The 15,629-nt window shown below is 37.5% G+C and carries 20 protein-coding genes; 18 read left to right on the top strand and 2 right to left on the bottom strand.

Annotated elements, in window-relative coordinates; all coding sequences use genetic code 11:
• Positions 1 to 22: 22 nt before the first annotated feature.
• The 15 genes from IEV09_RS07560 (at position 23) to recN (ending at position 12,299) form a co-directional block, all read left to right on the top strand.
• A complete protein-coding gene (locus tag IEV09_RS07560; protein ID WP_188367681.1) occupies positions 23 to 1,006 on the top strand; it encodes a mannose/fructose/sorbose PTS transporter subunit IIA in 984 nt (327 codons plus the stop codon).
• A gap of 25 nt (positions 1,007 to 1,031) precedes the next feature.
• A complete protein-coding gene (locus IEV09_RS07565) occupies positions 1,032 to 1,841 on the top strand; it encodes a PTS mannose/fructose/sorbose transporter subunit IIC (protein WP_188367682.1) in 810 nt (269 codons plus the stop codon).
• 25 nt (positions 1,842 to 1,866) lie between these two features.
• The gene (locus IEV09_RS07570; RefSeq protein ID WP_188367683.1) at positions 1,867 to 2,778 is read left to right on the top strand and encodes a PTS system mannose/fructose/sorbose family transporter subunit IID; all 912 of its coding nucleotides are present in this window, start codon (positions 1,867 to 1,869) and stop codon (positions 2,776 to 2,778) included.
• A 57-nt stretch (positions 2,779 to 2,835) separates the two neighbouring features.
• Positions 2,836 to 3,225 (top strand): DUF956 family protein, encoded by a 390-nt coding sequence (locus IEV09_RS07575; protein ID WP_188367684.1) that lies wholly within the window; start codon positions 2,836 to 2,838, stop codon positions 3,223 to 3,225.
• A 187-nt stretch (positions 3,226 to 3,412) separates the two neighbouring features.
• Positions 3,413 to 3,658, top strand: a complete 246-nt coding sequence (locus IEV09_RS07580; RefSeq protein WP_188367685.1) for a GlsB/YeaQ/YmgE family stress response membrane protein — start codon at positions 3,413 to 3,415, stop codon at positions 3,656 to 3,658.
• 33 nt (positions 3,659 to 3,691) lie between these two features.
• Entirely contained in the window at positions 3,692 to 4,756 is a 1,065-nt protein-coding gene (locus IEV09_RS07585) for a M24 family metallopeptidase (RefSeq protein ID WP_188367686.1), read from the top strand.
• Positions 4,757 to 4,878: 122 nt separating this feature from the next.
• Positions 4,879 to 5,307 carry an Asp23/Gls24 family envelope stress response protein gene (locus IEV09_RS07590; RefSeq protein ID WP_188367687.1) on the top strand — a complete coding sequence of 143 codons (429 nt, stop codon included), beginning with the start codon at positions 4,879 to 4,881 and terminating at the stop codon, positions 5,305 to 5,307.
• Positions 5,300 to 5,749, top strand: a complete 450-nt coding sequence (nusB, locus tag IEV09_RS07595; RefSeq protein WP_188367688.1) for a transcription antitermination factor NusB — start codon at positions 5,300 to 5,302, stop codon at positions 5,747 to 5,749. The genes IEV09_RS07590 and nusB overlap by 8 nt, the downstream gene beginning before the upstream one ends.
• A 78-nt stretch (positions 5,750 to 5,827) precedes the next feature.
• Positions 5,828 to 6,676 (top strand): bifunctional methylenetetrahydrofolate dehydrogenase/methenyltetrahydrofolate cyclohydrolase, encoded by an 849-nt coding sequence (locus tag IEV09_RS07600; RefSeq protein ID WP_188367689.1) that lies wholly within the window; start codon positions 5,828 to 5,830, stop codon positions 6,674 to 6,676.
• 8 nt (positions 6,677 to 6,684) lie between these two features.
• Positions 6,685 to 8,040, top strand: coding sequence for an exodeoxyribonuclease VII large subunit (gene xseA / locus IEV09_RS07605; RefSeq protein ID WP_188367690.1), 1,356 nt, complete (start codon positions 6,685 to 6,687; stop codon positions 8,038 to 8,040).
• Positions 8,021 to 8,242 (top strand): exodeoxyribonuclease VII small subunit, encoded by a 222-nt coding sequence (locus tag IEV09_RS07610; protein ID WP_188367691.1) that lies wholly within the window; start codon positions 8,021 to 8,023, stop codon positions 8,240 to 8,242. Before xseA ends, IEV09_RS07610 begins: the two co-directional genes overlap by 20 nt.
• Complete coding sequence (locus tag IEV09_RS07615; protein ID WP_188367692.1) at positions 8,239 to 9,144, top strand: polyprenyl synthetase family protein; 906 nt, start codon at positions 8,239 to 8,241, stop codon at positions 9,142 to 9,144. The genes IEV09_RS07610 and IEV09_RS07615 overlap by 4 nt, the downstream gene beginning before the upstream one ends.
• Positions 9,141 to 9,962, top strand: a complete 822-nt coding sequence (locus tag IEV09_RS07620; protein ID WP_188367693.1) for a TlyA family RNA methyltransferase — start codon at positions 9,141 to 9,143, stop codon at positions 9,960 to 9,962. Before IEV09_RS07615 ends, IEV09_RS07620 begins: the two co-directional genes overlap by 4 nt.
• A gap of 181 nt (positions 9,963 to 10,143) precedes the next feature.
• Positions 10,144 to 10,596: an arginine repressor gene (locus IEV09_RS07625; RefSeq protein WP_188367694.1), complete on the top strand. Its 453-nt coding sequence runs from the start codon at positions 10,144 to 10,146 to the stop codon at positions 10,594 to 10,596.
• An 11-nt stretch (positions 10,597 to 10,607) separates the two neighbouring features.
• On the top strand, positions 10,608 to 12,299 hold the full coding sequence (recN, locus tag IEV09_RS07630; protein ID WP_188367695.1) for a DNA repair protein RecN: 1,692 nt from the start codon (positions 10,608 to 10,610) through the stop codon (positions 12,297 to 12,299).
• A gap of 96 nt (positions 12,300 to 12,395) precedes the next feature.
• Here recN and IEV09_RS07635 read toward each other — a convergent pair whose 3' ends face one another.
• A complete protein-coding gene (locus IEV09_RS07635; RefSeq protein WP_188367696.1) occupies positions 12,396 to 12,509 on the bottom strand; it encodes a DUF4044 domain-containing protein in 114 nt (37 codons plus the stop codon).
• Positions 12,510 to 12,585: 76 nt separating this feature from the next.
• A complete protein-coding gene (locus IEV09_RS07640; RefSeq protein ID WP_188367697.1) occupies positions 12,586 to 13,542 on the bottom strand; it encodes a magnesium transporter CorA family protein in 957 nt (318 codons plus the stop codon).
• Positions 13,543 to 13,708: 166 nt separating this feature from the next.
• Between IEV09_RS07640 and IEV09_RS07645 the strand changes: the two genes are divergently transcribed.
• The 3 genes from IEV09_RS07645 (at position 13,709) to rsmH (ending at position 15,628) form a co-directional block, all read left to right on the top strand.
• Positions 13,709 to 14,080, top strand: coding sequence for a DUF3397 domain-containing protein (locus IEV09_RS07645; protein ID WP_188367698.1), 372 nt, complete (start codon positions 13,709 to 13,711; stop codon positions 14,078 to 14,080).
• A gap of 144 nt (positions 14,081 to 14,224) precedes the next feature.
• The gene (gene mraZ / locus IEV09_RS07650) at positions 14,225 to 14,656 is read left to right on the top strand and encodes a division/cell wall cluster transcriptional repressor MraZ (RefSeq protein ID WP_188367699.1); all 432 of its coding nucleotides are present in this window, start codon (positions 14,225 to 14,227) and stop codon (positions 14,654 to 14,656) included.
• Positions 14,657 to 14,680: 24 nt separating this feature from the next.
• Positions 14,681 to 15,628: a 16S rRNA (cytosine(1402)-N(4))-methyltransferase RsmH gene (rsmH, locus tag IEV09_RS07655; protein ID WP_188367700.1), complete on the top strand. Its 948-nt coding sequence runs from the start codon at positions 14,681 to 14,683 to the stop codon at positions 15,626 to 15,628.
• Position 15,629: the final 1 nt, after the last annotated feature.

Genomic DNA, 15,629 nt, shown 5'->3' on the forward strand with positions numbered 1-15,629 from the left:
AATAAAATTAGGAGGTAAGATAATGGTAGGAATTATCATCGCAAGTCATGGAGAATTTGCAAATGGTTTAATGCAATCAGGCGCAATGATTTTTGGAGAACAACAAAATGTTGCCGCTTGTATATTACAACCCAGCGAAGGTCCAGACGATATTAAAGCAAAAATGCAAGCAGCGATTGATTCCTTTGATGATCAATCAGAAATTTTATTTCTAGTTGATTTATGGGGAGGGACACCGTTCAATCAAGCGAACAGTTTATTTGAAGCAAACAAAGAAAAATGGGCCATTGTTTCGGGTATGAATTTACCGATGTTAATTGAAGCATATGCCGCTCGTCTTTCAATGGATAAAGCGCATGATGTCGCAGCAGCAATTATCGGAACAGCAAAAGAAGGAGTTAAGGTGAAACCAGAAGAGTTAGAGCCTGAAGCACCCGTAGCAGCGGCAGCAGAAGTTGTTGAGCATCAAGGTGGGATTCCAGAAGGAACGGTTCTTGGAAATGGCGAAATCGATATTGTTTTAGCGCGTGTCGATTCTCGTTTATTACACGGACAAGTTGCAACTGCGTGGACAAAATCAACGCTTCCAACACGTATTATTGTTGTTTCTGATGCTGTATCAAAAGATAACATGCGTAGAAAATTAATTGAGCAAGCAGCGCCTCCAGGAGTGAAAGCTAACGTTATTCCAATCAGTAAAATGATTGAAATTTCAAAAGACCCTCGCTTTGGTGCAACAAAAGCGTTGTTACTATTTGAAAATCCGCAAGACGTGTTAAGAGTCGTTGAAGGTGGCGTTAACATTAAAGAAGTAAACGTGGGTTCATTAGCTCACTCAACCGGTAAAGTGGTTGTAAATAAAGTATTATCTATGGGTAATGAAGAAGTAGAAGCTTTTGAAAAATTAAAAGCAAAAGGCATCGCATTCGATGTCCGTAAAGTACCGAATGATTCCAAAGATAATATGGATGAATTAATTAAAAAAGCAAAAAGAGAATTAGCATAATTATAAGAAAACGAGGAGGTTTACTATGTCTGACTTAAATATTATTCAAATCATTTTAGTCGTATTCGTTGCGTTTTTAGCAGGGATGGAAGGAATTTTAGACGAATTTCAATTTCACCAACCGTTAGTTGCGTGTACATTAATTGGACTTGTTACAGGGAACTTGGAAGTCGGTATTATTTTAGGTGGTTCACTACAGATGATCGCACTTGGTTGGGCGAACATCGGTGCAGCCGTTGCACCTGATGCTGCACTTGCTTCAGTTGCAGCAGCAATTATTTTAGTTTTAGGTGGTCAAGGTGAAGCAGGGATTCCTGCAGCGATCGCAATTGCGATTCCTTTAGCAGTTGCAGGTTTATTCTTAACAATGGTAGTTCGTACATTAGCAGTACCAATTGTTCACATGATGGATAAAGCAGCAGAAGAAGGAAATTTCCGTAAAATCGAAATGTTACAAGTTTTAGCGATCTGTATGCAAGGGGTTCGTATTGCAATTCCAGCAGGAGCGTTACTATTTATTCCTGCTCAAACAGTTCAAGCAGCATTAGAGTCAATGCCGGCATGGTTAACAGATGGCATGGCAATTGGTGGGGGAATGGTTGTAGCGGTTGGTTACGCATTAGTTATCAACATGATGGCTTCTAAAGAAGTTTGGCCGTTCTTCGTATTAGGATTCGTTATTGCAGCGATCTCACAATTAACATTAATTGCGATCGGTGCACTAGGTGTTGCTTTAGCACTAATTTACTTAAACTTATCAAAAATGGGTGGTTCTTCTACAGGTGGCGGTTCGTCCACAGGTGATCCACTTGGCGATATTTTAAATGACTACTAAAAATGAAAAAGGAGGCAATCAGACAATGGAAGAGAAAATTCAATTAAGTAAAAAAGATCGGCTAGCCGTTGCATGGCGCTCAACATTTATTCAAGGTTCTTGGAACTATGAGCGTATGCAAAATGGTGGTTTCGCCTTTTCAATGATTCCTGCAATTAAAAAATTATACAAGAGCAAAGAGGACCGTTCAGCAGCCTTGAAACGTCACTTAGAGTTCTTTAATACGCATCCTTATATTGCGTCACCAATTATCGGGGTAACATTAGCATTAGAAGAAGAGCGTGCAAATGGCGCACCAGTTGATGACGTTGCAATCCAAGGGGTAAAAGTTGGGATGATGGGACCGTTAGCCGGTGTCGGAGATCCAGTCTTCTGGTTTACCGTTCGTCCAATGTTAGGTGCTTTAGGCGCATCCCTTGCTTTAGGAGGAAATATTTTAGGTCCAATCATCTTCTTCGTAGCATGGAACATTATTCGTTGGGGCTTTATGTGGTATACACAAGAATTTGGTTACAAAGCAGGTTCTGCGATTACCGATGACTTGTCTGGTGGATTACTACAAGACGTCACAAAAGGTGCTTCGATTCTAGGGATGTTCGTACTTGCAGCCCTCGTTCAGCGTTGGGTAAACATTTCCTTTGTACCAAAAGTTTCAGAAATTCAACTATCTCCTGGTGCGTACATCGAGTGGGATAAAGTTGAAATGTCAGGAACAGGATTACAAACATTGTTTAGCGAAATTGCTTCTGGCAAAGCGTTATCAAGTGTTAAAATTACAACATTACAAGATAACTTGGATCAATTGATTCCTGGTCTAGCAGGTTTACTATTAACGTTACTTTGCATGTGGTTATTGAAGAAAAAATTCTCACCAATCGTGATTATTTTAGGTCTATTCGTTGTAGGTATTTTAGGTCACGTAGTGGGTATTTTATAAGACTCGAATCGATTCATGGTATACTAGTGAAAAGAACGTTAAGGGGGTGGACAGTCAATGGTTGAATCGTTAAATACAAAAGTTACCTTAGTGATTGATGGGACTTCTTTTTTAGGCTTGACAGATTATGGCAAGATCATGATTGGCGATTGTGGGTTTGAATTTTATAACCATCGTGATGCACGTAAGTTTATTCAAATTCCATGGGAAGAAGTCGATTATGTCGTTGCATCTGTGATGTTTAAAGGGAAATGGATTCCAAGATACGGCATTCAAACGAAGAAAAATGGCACCTACATCTTTTCTTCAAAAGAGCCTAAAAAAGTCTTAAGGGAAATTCGCCAATATGTTGATCCAGATAAAATGGTTCACTCACTAAGTTTTTTCCAAGTTGTCCAACGAGGAGTCTCCTCGATGTTTAAAAAGAAAAAACAAACATTGAAATAAGTAAAAGGCAGTTGTCGAATACGGCAACTGCCTTTTTTCTTATCTTTTGTAGGAGAGATTCGCTAAAACACTACTTGTTTTCGTTTAAAAAACAACGTAAAAAACAGAAAGATTTTGGAATTCAAGCACAAATCAAGGCGTCTATGATACACTAGAAAAAGTAAATGAAACGACGGGAGGAAATGAAATGAGTTGGTTGTGGACAATGATTGCTGGAGCGATTATCGGCATGATTGCAGGAATGGTAACCGGTGAAAAGCGAGGATGCATTTTTAATATTATTGCAGGAATAATTGGTTCGTCAATTGGCGAACGATTATTTTCATCATGGGGAGGGCCAAAACTTGGAGGTATGTATCTTTTACCTTCTGTTGTCGGTGCAATTATTTTTGTAGCGATTGTTTCATTTTTCTTCGGTCGCAAAAGTCAATAAAAAGAGTCATAAACAGAAAGAGGGAATCGATAAATGTTACGAGTTGAAAAATTACGTGTTGCAATGAAAGAAGAAGGATTAGCGGCTTTTTTAGTGACAAGCCCTTATAATTTACGCTATTTAACGAACTTTACGGGATCTGCTGGTTTGGCAGTGATTACTTTGAACAAGGCTTATTTCATTACGGATTTCCGTTACACCGAGCAAGCAGCTGAACAAGCACAAGGTTTTGAAATTATTAAACATCAAGGATCGATTTTTGCTGAAGTAGCAGCCATTTGTCAAAAAGAAGAGCTAGCAATGCTCGCTTTTGAAGAAAATCATTTAACGTTTGCAGAGTATGAAGCATTAGAAGATGTCGTTGTTGAAAGTGGTTTAGTACCTGTTAGCGGTATGATTGAAACGCTACGCGAAGTAAAAGATGAAAAAGAAATTGCTTTGATTCAAAAAGCTTGTGCCATTGCAGATCAAGGATTTGCTTATATTATTGAGCGTATTAAACCAGGAATGTCAGAAATTGAAGTGGCGAATGAACTTGACTTTTATATGCGTTCATTAGGGGCGACAAGTGTTTCTTTTGATACAATCGTTGCTAGTGGTGTGCGTTCTGCGATGCCACATGGTGTAGCAAGTGCAAAAATCATTGAGCAAGGCGATATGATTACGCTTGATTTTGGTTGTTATTATGAAGGTTACGTATCGGATATGACACGGACGTTTGCGATTGGCGATCCAGGTGAAAAGCTAAGAGAAATTCATCAAATCGTATTAGATGCTCAATTAAAAGTGAATGCAGCGGCAAAGCCAGGGATGACAGGGATTGAATTAGATGCTGTTGCTCGTGATTATATTGCTTCGCATGGATACGGTGAGGCATTCGGACACTCGACGGGTCACGGAATTGGTTTAGAAGTGCATGAAGGTCCAAATGTTTCATTCAGAGCTGAAAAAGCGTTTGTTGAAGGCAATATTATTACGAACGAACCAGGTATTTATTTACCAGGGATTGGTGGCGTTCGAATTGAAGATGATCTACTAATTACGGCAACAGGTAATAAAGTTTTAACGCATTCACCAAAAGAGCTAATAATTTTATAATAATTGGGTTAACACAAGCGGTTTTGACTATAATAATCGGGCCAGCTATTGTATAATAAAGAGTAACAACTAGTTATGTAGCCAGATACATGACGCTAACTAGGAGATGGAGGAATGCGAAAATGGTAAATGAAACGAACTTAGTGTTAGAATCAAATCACGAACTAGGTGAGATTGTCATTGCACCAGAAGTGATTGAAGTAATTATTGGGATTGCGGCTTCGAAAGTTGAAGGCGTCTATCGTATGCAATCAACGTTTACCAATAATGTAACAGAATTATTAGGCCGTTCGGTTCACGGTAAAGGGGTATCTTTAACGATGAACGAGGAATCGGGTATCGATGTGGATCTCTATGTCTATTTTAAATACGGTGTATCCGTTCCGAAAGTTGCAATGGAAATTCAAAGACGCGTTAAGCAACAAGTTTTGTTTATGACAGATATTGAATTAAATGAAGTAAACGTTCATGTAATTGCTCTTGTTCCTGAAAAAACAGAGCAGTTAGATTTACAAGAATTATTTGAAAATGAAGAGGCTGAAAATGAGTAAAGAATTATCAAGACGTGATATTAGACAAATGGCAATCCAAGCCTTGTTTCCCCTTGATTTTAATCAAGAATTAACAAAAAAGGATGCTATTTTACATGCAATCGAATTGGAACATGAAGAGTTAATGGATGAAGAGCAAGAGCACTTTGTTCCGAAGTACCTTGACTTACTTGTAACAGGCGTTTGCGAAAACAAAGAAGAGATGGATACAATTATCCAAAATCATTTACGTTCAGGATGGACATTAAAGCGTCTATCAAAAATGAATGTGACGATTTTACGTTTAGCGTTGTTTGAAATGCTTTACGTGGATAACGTGCCAAACAAAGTAGTTTTAAATGAAGCTATCGAATTAACGAAGATTTTCAGTGACGATCAGTCGAGAAAGTTCGTGAATGGCATCTTATCTAATGTTAATAACGAAATAGAAGCTAGCAAATAAGCTAGCTTCTTTATATTTGCATAGGAAATGTGGTAAAATGGTCGGGTAATGAATAAAATTTAAAGGGGCTATTAAAAAATGGGCATTAAAATTGATGGAAAAGCATTAGCAGATAAGATTCAAGCGGACATGAAATTAGAAGTGGAACAATTAGTTAGTCAAGGTGTGCAACCAGGTCTAGTTGTTTTATTAGTCGGCGAAAATCCAGCAAGCCAAACATATGTGAAAAATAAAGAGCTAGCAGCAACGCGTTTAGGCATGCACTCTGAAGTTTCGCTTTACGAGGCATCCATTACGGAAGCAGACCTTTTAGCAGAAATTCAAAGATATAACGAAGATCCAAAATTTCATGGCATTCTAGTTCAATTACCATTACCAGAACACATTGACTCAGAAAAAGTCTTATTAGCAATCGATCCTAAAAAAGATGTCGATGGTTTCCATCCGATGAATTTAGGGAAATTATTCATGGGGGCACCCGAAATGATTCCTTGTACGCCATATGGTATTATGAAGATGTTTGAAGCGTACGATATTGACTTAGAAGGCAAAAACGCTGTTGTCATTGGCCGTAGTAATATTGTTGGAAAACCAATGGCGCACTTACTATTAGAAAAAAACGCAACAGTTACAGTGACGCATTCTCGTACAAAAGATTTACCGGCTGTTGCAAAACAAGCAGATATCTTAGTTGTTGCAATCGGCCGTGGCCATTTTGTGACAAAAGAATTTGTTAAAGAAGGTGCAGTAGTCATTGACGTGGGAATGAATCGTGACGAAAATGGCAAACTAATTGGCGATGTTAAGTATGATGAGGTCGAACCTTTAGCGAGCTATATCACACCTGTACCAAAAGGCGTAGGGCCAATGACCATTACAATGTTAATGGCTCAAACGATTGAGGCAGCAAAACGTAAAGAAAGATAGGTGAAAAAATGGCCCAGGATTATTTAACGGTTAGCGCATTAACGATGTACTTAAAACGAAAATTTGAAGTCGATCCACACTTGCAACAAGTTTTTTTAACAGGTGAAATCTCAAACTTTCGGATGCGTCCGGGTCATCAATACTTTAACTTAAAAGATGAAAAATCAAAAATTTCTGCAGTCATGTTCAAAGGTGCTTTTGCCAAACTGAACTTTAAACCCGAAGAAGGAATGAAAGTGCTCGTTGTTGGCCGTGTTTCACTTTTTGAAGGTAGTGGAAGTTATCAAATTTATATTGATCGCATGGAACCCGATGGTGTCGGTGCTTTATACCAAGCCTACGAACAATTAAAACAAAAATTACATGCAGAAGGATTATTTCATGCACCTAAAAAGTCATTACCTAAATATCCTAAAAAGATTGCGGTGTTGACGAGTCCGAGTGGTGCAGTGATTCGTGATATCATCACGACAATCAAGCGACGTTATCCAATTGCTGACATTGTTTTATATCCAACCGTAGTGCAAGGGAAAAACTCTGCGCCTGATATCGTTCGAAATATTCAACGAGTGGAAAAAGCTGGTGATTTTGATACGATGATTATCGGTCGTGGTGGTGGTTCGATTGAAGATCTATGGCCGTTTAACGAAGAAATCGTCGCACGTAGCATTTTTGAGGCACGTACACCGATTATTTCTTCCGTAGGACATGAGACAGACGTAACAATTGCTGATTTTGTAGCAGATATGCGTGCAGCGACACCAACGGCCGCAGCAGAATTAGCGGTCCCTGTGTTAACAGAAGAACTCATGCGAATTGAGGAGAAACAAGCACGCTTAAAACAAACGATTGTCAATCAAATTGAACGAAAAAAACAGCAGCATCAACGGATTATTCGTTCCTATTTATTTCAACAACCAGAACGTCTCTATGAAAGCCAAGCGTTGAAAGTCGATCAGTTAAAGCAACGATTGACGCAACAAATGCAAAATGATATCTATGAGAAATCTAAGCAGAGTCAGTTGTTATCCCATCGCTTAGCACAAGTCGCACCTGTGTATCGAGTCCAGCAAGAGACTGTTCAACTCGCTTATCTGACAGAAAGTTTAAAGCGCCAAATGGTCGCCCTTTTTGATGGGAAAAGTCAACAATTTTCTCAACAAGTACAAGCATTGAACTTATTAAGCCCGCTAAATATTATGGGAAGAGGCTATAATTATACGATTGATGAAAATGGCCAATTTATCTCTTCGGTTAAACAACTTCAAGTTGGTGAACAGGTGACGGTAAATTACCATGACGGACAGGCGAAAATGAAAGTAATTGAAGTGGGGGAAAAACAAAATGACGAAACCGACATTTGAAGAATCATTACAAGAATTAGAAGAAATTGTTCAGCGTTTAGAAAAAGGTGAAGTAGCACTAGAAGAGGCATTAACCATTTTTCAACGGGGAATGGCATTAAGTAAGCAATGTGAAAGCACTCTAAAAAATGCTGAGCAAACCTTAACAAAAATGATGACGGATGAAGATGAGCTTGTTGTATTCGAAGGGGAAAACGCATGAGTGAAGCGTTAAACCAATTTAAGCAGCCGCTTTTAATCCAATTAGAAACAGAAATGAAGCGTTATATTGAACAACATGTTCAAGAAAAAAGTTTAAGAGAAAGTATGATTTATTCCTTAGAAGCTGGTGGGAAACGTATTCGCCCTTTATTGTTGTTTGTAACGATGGCGTCCTTTAAAAAAGAAGTTGATTTTGGCGCCGTTCAAGTTGCATCGGCTTTAGAAATGATTCATACATATTCATTAATCCACGATGATTTACCGGCAATGGATGACGATGATCTCAGACGCGGGAAGCCGACAAATCATAAAGTTTATGGCGAAGCATTAGCGATTTTAGCCGGAGATGGGTTACTGACGATGGCTTTTCAATTGTTAAGTCAAAGTCAGTTAGCTAATGATAAGAAGTTGTTACTTATTCAGTTGTTAGCAGAAACGGCAGGAAGTAGTGGAATGGTTGCTGGGCAAGTCGCGGATATTTTAGGCGAGGGGCAATCGCTATCTGTTGAAGAATTAATAGCGATTCATCAACGTAAAACCGGCGAACTGATTCGTTTTGCAGTTCTTGCTGGTGGTATTTTGGCGGATCAATCACAGCAAACAATTGCTGATTTAGCACAACTCTCGACACATCTAGGACTAGCATTTCAAATTCGCGACGATATTTTAGATGTTATTAGCGATCAGTCAGTTCTCGGCAAAGCGACACAAAAAGATGAATTAGCTGAGAAAAATACGTATCCTGGTTTGCTTGGTTTAGCAGGTGCGAAAGCAGCCTTAGCGTCAGAGATGAATCAAAGTCGTGCCATTATTCGAACATTAGAAAAAGAGCAACTGGACGTGACTTTGTTTGAAGAGTTATTAGAACTGTTTAGTTTAGAAGAAAAAGGTGTAAAGAAATGAAAAAAGAAAGAGTCGATGTTTTAGCAGTTCAGCAAGGATTATTCGATACACGCGAACAAGCAAAAAGAGGCGTAATGGCAGGACTTGTTTATACCGCAGAACATCATGAACGTTTAGATAAACCAGGTGAAAAAATTCCTTTTGAAACAGAATTAGAAATCAAAGGTCAAAAATTACCTTACGTTTCTCGAGGTGGTCTGAAGTTAGTCAAGGCAATTGAAGTCTTTGGATTGGATTTCAAGGATAAAATCGTCTTAGATATTGGTGCATCAACAGGTGGTTTCACAGATGTAGCACTACAAAATGGTGGAAAACTAAGTTATGCCTTAGATGTTGGCTATAATCAACTGGCTTGGAAATTACGACAAGATGAGCGTGTGGTTGTCATGGAGCGAACAAATTTCCGTTATAGTCAACCGGTAGATTTTCATGAAGGTCTGCCAGAAATGGCAACCATTGATGTTTCTTTTATTTCCTTAAAATTAATTCTTCCGGCATTGCATCCAATCCTAGTTGAAAAAGGTGAAGTGATGGCTTTGATTAAGCCTCAGTTCGAAGCGGGACGTGAAGCGGTAGGTAAAAATGGAATTGTTCGTGAAGCGAAAACGCACGAAGCGGTCATCGAAGAAATAATTCGTTTTGCACTAAAAGAAAAATTCAATGTTAGAAACTTGAGTTATTCACCAATTACAGGTGGTGAAGGAAACATCGAATTCTTATTACACTTAGAAAAAAATCCAGAAGTTGGAACGCAATCAGAAGTGATTGATATTAAAGCAACGGTAGCTGATGCGCACCAAAAATTTCATGCGAAATAATAAAGATAAAGCGAAAGCAGTTTTATTTTGAACGAATTTCTAGTGTTTGTAGAACAAAAGACATTCGTGTAAAAAATAGAGTCGTGACAGTAGTCACAACTCTATTTTTTTTGGCTTGGTTCTTTTAATATGATGAAAAATACGCTATGATAGGTAAGACTTTAACGAGGAGGACAATCGGATGAAAAAGAAGGAACGCCAGCGCTTGTTGACACGTTTTTTAAGTGAATATGAAATCCAAAAACAAGAAGAATTTGTTGAATACTTAAGTGCACAAGGAATCGAAGTCACACAAGCAACAATTTCACGTGATATTAAAGAATTAAAATTAATTAAGATACCTTCAAGCCAGGGAGGCTATCGTTATAGTCTACCTAACGAATCAAAAGAAGATGTACTTGAAAAACTAAAAAAACTTTTAAGCACAGGCCTAGTATCGGTGGATCAAATGGAAAAATATATTGTTCTACGCACACTGCCTGGCAATGCCTCAGCAATTGGCAATTTAATTGATAAGTATTATCAAAGAGATTTATTTGCTAGTTTAAATGATGATGCAAAAGTATTGATGATTACTTGGACAGAAGAAAAAGCAGTTGAACTTTCGGAGATTTTCCGTAGCTATCAACGTTAGGAGTGAGCTCATTGTTATTAGAGATGACGATTAAGAACTTTGCTATTATTCCACAGTTAAATATTCGATTTCAACAAGGGATGACCGCTTTGACGGGTGAAACGGGTGCGGGTAAATCAATTATTATTGATGCGATGGGCTTATTGGCGGGTGGCCGTGGTTCAAGCGATTATATACGACACGGAGAAGATAAGTGTTTATTAGAAGGACTGTTTGAATGGCCAAACCATCCCGAATTTCCTCTTTTAATGGAAGAATTAGGCATTGATACAACGGAAAGTTTTTTGATTTTACAACGAGATATGTCACGTTCAGGTAAAAATATTTGTCGTGTCAATGGTCGGATTGTGACACTTGTAAATTTACGTCGTATAGGGATGTACTTAGTTGATATTCAAGGTCAAAACGAGCATCAAGAGCTTTTGCAACCAGAAAAACATTTATCATTGATGGATAGTTTTGGTTCGAAAGAATTTAAACAAAAATTAGAAACGTATCAAAAAGTATTTGTAGAATATCAACAACTCGCTCGTGAATTACAAAAAGTCCAGCAAAATGAGCAATCATATGTGCAACGCATTGATATGCTCCGTTTTCAATCGGAAGAAATTGAACAGGCAGCGTTGCAGGATAATGAAGAAGAGGCGTTAGTTGAAGAGCGAGACAAATTAATGAATTTTCAAAAAATTGTCGACGCATTTGGTAAAACTTATGCTATTTTGTCAGAGGAGTCAACGAGCATTGTCGATGGTGTTGGTTTAGCCTTGAATGAAATGCAAGAAATCGAACAGTTGGATGCTGATTATCAAAAAATTAGCGAAAATTTACAAAGTGCATACTATATGTTGCAAGATGCGGCAAGTGAAGTATCGAAGCAATTGGATTATTTAGAATTAGATGAAGAACGATTAGAAGAAATTGTTGCACGCCTAGAACTGATTCGCCAATTAAAACGAAAATATGGCGAGTCAGTACAAAAAGTGTTGGCTTATTACGAATCGATTGTTGCCGAATTAAATCAAATGGACCATTCAGAAAATCAGTTGGAAGCATTGAATAAACAACTGATTGAAAAAGAAGAAAAATTATGGACCTTAGCAAATGAGATACATGCGCAACGTCGTGTAATGGCTGATACGTTGGAAAAAGAAATTATGCAAGAATTAAAAGATTTGTATATGGAGAATGCACGTTTTGAGATTCGCTTTAAAGAAGCGCCGTATGAGCTTGGAATAAATGGAATTGATCAAGTTGCCTTTTATTTAAGTAGTAACTTAGGTGAAGATTTAAAACCGTTAGTAAAAGTCGCTTCAGGAGGGGAATTGTCTCGAATCTTACTGGCCCTTAAGACCATTTTTTCAAAAGGTCAAGGGATGACGAGTATCGTGTTTGATGAAGTTGATACAGGAGTGAGTGGACGAGTCGCCCAAGCAATTGCTGAAAAAATTGCTAAAATTGCTAAAAATTCACAAGTCTTATGTATTACTCATCTACCGCAAGTTGCAGCACAAGCCGACTATCAATATTTTATTAGCAAAGAGGTCGTTGATGAGCGCACGCAGACAAAGATTACACAACTAAATCAAGCGGAACGTATCGAAGAAATTGCACGAATGTTAGCGGGACAAGAAATTACGAACTTGACACTTGAACATGCTAAGGAATTATTAGCGTTAGCTCAACAAGCGACAAAAAAAGAATAGCCTTAACCGTTTAGTCTACATTGATCTCTTGAGATAAAAATAAGAGCTGTGACAGATTGTAAAAACCTGTCACAGCTCTCTTTCGTTACGTATGGATTAAAAAGCTGATAGTGCACTTAAAGCAGCGGTTCCGACCATGATGATTAGCATAATCCAAACAACCACTTTTGTGATTTTTGAAAAAGTGCTAGCTTTTTTCTTTTCGTTCATCGAACTCATCCTTTATCTGATTGATACGATTAGTTTACAACTGAATGCACGATAACTCAAGTAGCTAGCGAATAATTTATAAAAGATTTTTCTTTTTTAAGTAACGAATTGCAATCCAACAAAGCAATAAAGTAATCACAGAAATGAAGAAAAATGCCGATTCGTTTTTAGAAAAAGGTAGAGAAACATTCATTCCAAAGATCCCACCGATTATTGTTGGGATGGTGAGAACGATCGTTAATGAAGTTAAAATTTTCATTACGTTATTTAAATTGTTGGAAACAACGGCTGAGAAAATATCCGTCATATGTTGCGTGAGCTGTAGTTGAATATGAATGGATGTTCTTGCTTGTCGGACTTCTACTAATACGTCATGTAAATTGTTTTGATACGCATGGTTTTTAGTAAAGACTGAGGTTTTTGAAAGAGTCATTAAGGTATCGTAATTTCCTTGTGAGGCAGACTCAAAAAGAACTAAACTTTTTTGGAAATTCATTAGTTGGTAAAGTTGTTTGTTTTCGGTAGAGACTTGAATTTGTTTTTCAAGACTTTCTAAGTGGCGTTTCATTTTTTTTAAGCAATCGTTATATGAAATCACAAGACGCCAAAGTACTTGTAAAAAAAGGTTAATTTCAATACTCATATCATTTACAGGCAAACTTTGCTCATGAATAAAATCGAAAAAAAGTGGGGGACGATTTGAAACGGTTAAAATTTTTTGATCAGTTGTAATAATTAAGGATAAGGGATAGGTCTTAAATTGAATATAACCATTTTCATCGACCACTTCATGTGGGAATTGTAATAAAATCAAGATGGCTTTATGAAACACCGCTTGTTCGAGCCCTTCTTCACGAGAGTTTTCGGAGTCATCTAAAATAGCGGTTAGGTAATCTTTTGGTAATTGATATTCTCTGGATAGTTGTTGAATTTGTTCCTCAGATGGTTTTTCAATGTGCGTCCAGACCGTATCAGCATCTTTTTTATCTTGTAAAACGAGTTGACGATTGTTAATTTTAAAATTGGAAATCATAATTGAACCTCCTCTATATAGTAAGAATTTCTGTTTGTTACGTAATAAATGAATAAATCGTTGATTTGACTCCATTATAGTACACATCTGTAAAAAGAATGAAATATATGTGTAAGAAATATAAAGTATAGTAGCATTGTCTACATTTGAAAGGACTGATTGTGTGATGTCAATTACACTAAAGCTTGTTTTTTGGTATTTATTTCCGATTATTAGTTTCTTTGCTGCGAAAGTTGTGACGTCTGTTTTATCCTTACGAAAGCGTTATGCGATTAAAGCGCTCGATTTAACCGTACCATTAATTTTTTATTCCATTCATCAAGTTTCTATTTTGACTTTCAATGAATCGATTTTTCCTTATTTTTTAATTACGATTTGTTTACTTGGAATCGGTTTGGCTTTTTTTCAAGCGTATTTCTATGAAGAGATTGTTTATAAACGCTATTTTAAAATGTATTGGCGCTCAGTTTTTTTGTTTTCGGTGGTCACACATTTCGTGCTAGTGATACTTAGTCTCGTTTTGTTGCTTTCTAAGTGAACGGTTAAAGTCTTCTTAAAAACTTTTAAAAGAAAGAATTTATAGTTTTATAAAAAAAGAGTCTGTTATTATTGATAAAATGTGGTAGAAAGTGGGGGGATGTGGTAGACTGTGAATATCAGGTGATAAATGGGGGAGATATCGATGTTCATGGGTGAATTTCAACATACAATCGATGCCAAAGGCCGTCTCATTATGCCATCAAAACTTCGTGAGAAACTCGGCGAAAAATTTGTGGTGACAAGAGGACTAGATGGCTGTTTATTTGGATACCCATTATCTGAATGGGCGCAGCTTGAGGCAAAGCTAAGTGAGATGCCGCTTGCTAAAAAAGATGCCCGTACATTTGTTCGTTTTTTTTATTCAGCTGCTACAGAATGCGAGTTGGATAAACAAGGACGAATTAATATACCCGCTTCCCTGAGAACCCATGGAAATTTAATTAAAAATTGTGTGATTGTTGGTGTTTCTAACCGAATTGAAATTTGGGATGAAGAGCGTTGGCAAGCATTTACATTAGAAGCAGAAGAAAATTTTGATGAGATTGCAGAATCAATGATTGATTTTGGTCTATAAAGAGTCAATAGAAAGAGGAAAACAATGGCAGAATTTCAACATTATACAGTCATGAAAAAAGAAACAGTCGATGGCTTAAATATCCGACCAGATGGTATTTATGTGGACTGTACTTTAGGTGGCGCTGGCCATAGTGAGTACCTATTACAACAATTAAATGAAAAAGGTCATCTCTATGCCTTTGATCAAGATATTCGTGCAATCGAGCATGCGAAAATTCGTTTAGCATCTTTTGTCGAAAAAGGCCAAGTGACCTTTATTAAAAGTAATTTCCGCCATTTAAAAGAAGAACTGAATGCATTAGGTGTCGATCAAGTCGATGGGATTTTATATGATCTAGGTGTGTCATCACCACAATTAGACGAGGCAGAGCGTGGCTTTAGTTACCACCAAGACGCACCACTTGATATGCGAATGGATCAAGAGGCGCCATTGTCAGCCTTTAATATTGTGAACGAATATGAATATGCCCAACTTGTTAAGATTTTCTTTCGCTATGGAGAGGAAAAATTTTCAAAACAAGTGGCACGTGAAATCGAACGAGTTCGTCAGCTAAAACCGATTGAAACAACCGGTGAGTTAGTTGAGATTATCAAAGATGCTATTCCAGCATTTGCGCGCAGAAAAGGTGGTCATCCGGCAAAACGGATTTTCCAAGCAATTCGTATCGCAGTAAATGATGAACTCAGTGTCGTGGAAGATACTTTGGAGCAAGCCATCCCACTTTTAAGACCTAACGGACGTATTAGTGTGATTACCTTCCATTCTTTAGAAGATCGGATTGTTAAGACGATTTTTAAAGAGTATAGTACGGCGCCAGATTTACCACCAGGCTTACCGATGATACCAGAAGAGTTTCAACCTGTCTTAAAATTAATTACACGAAAGCCCCTTGTGCCAAGTGAAGAAGAATTAGAAGAAAATAATCGTTCGCGTAGTGCGAAGTTACGAATTGTCGAAAAAGTAAAATAAT

The sequence above is a fragment of the Enterococcus alcedinis genome (assembly GCF_014635985.1).
Lineage (GTDB): Bacteria > Bacillota > Bacilli > Lactobacillales > Enterococcaceae > Enterococcus_I > Enterococcus_I alcedinis.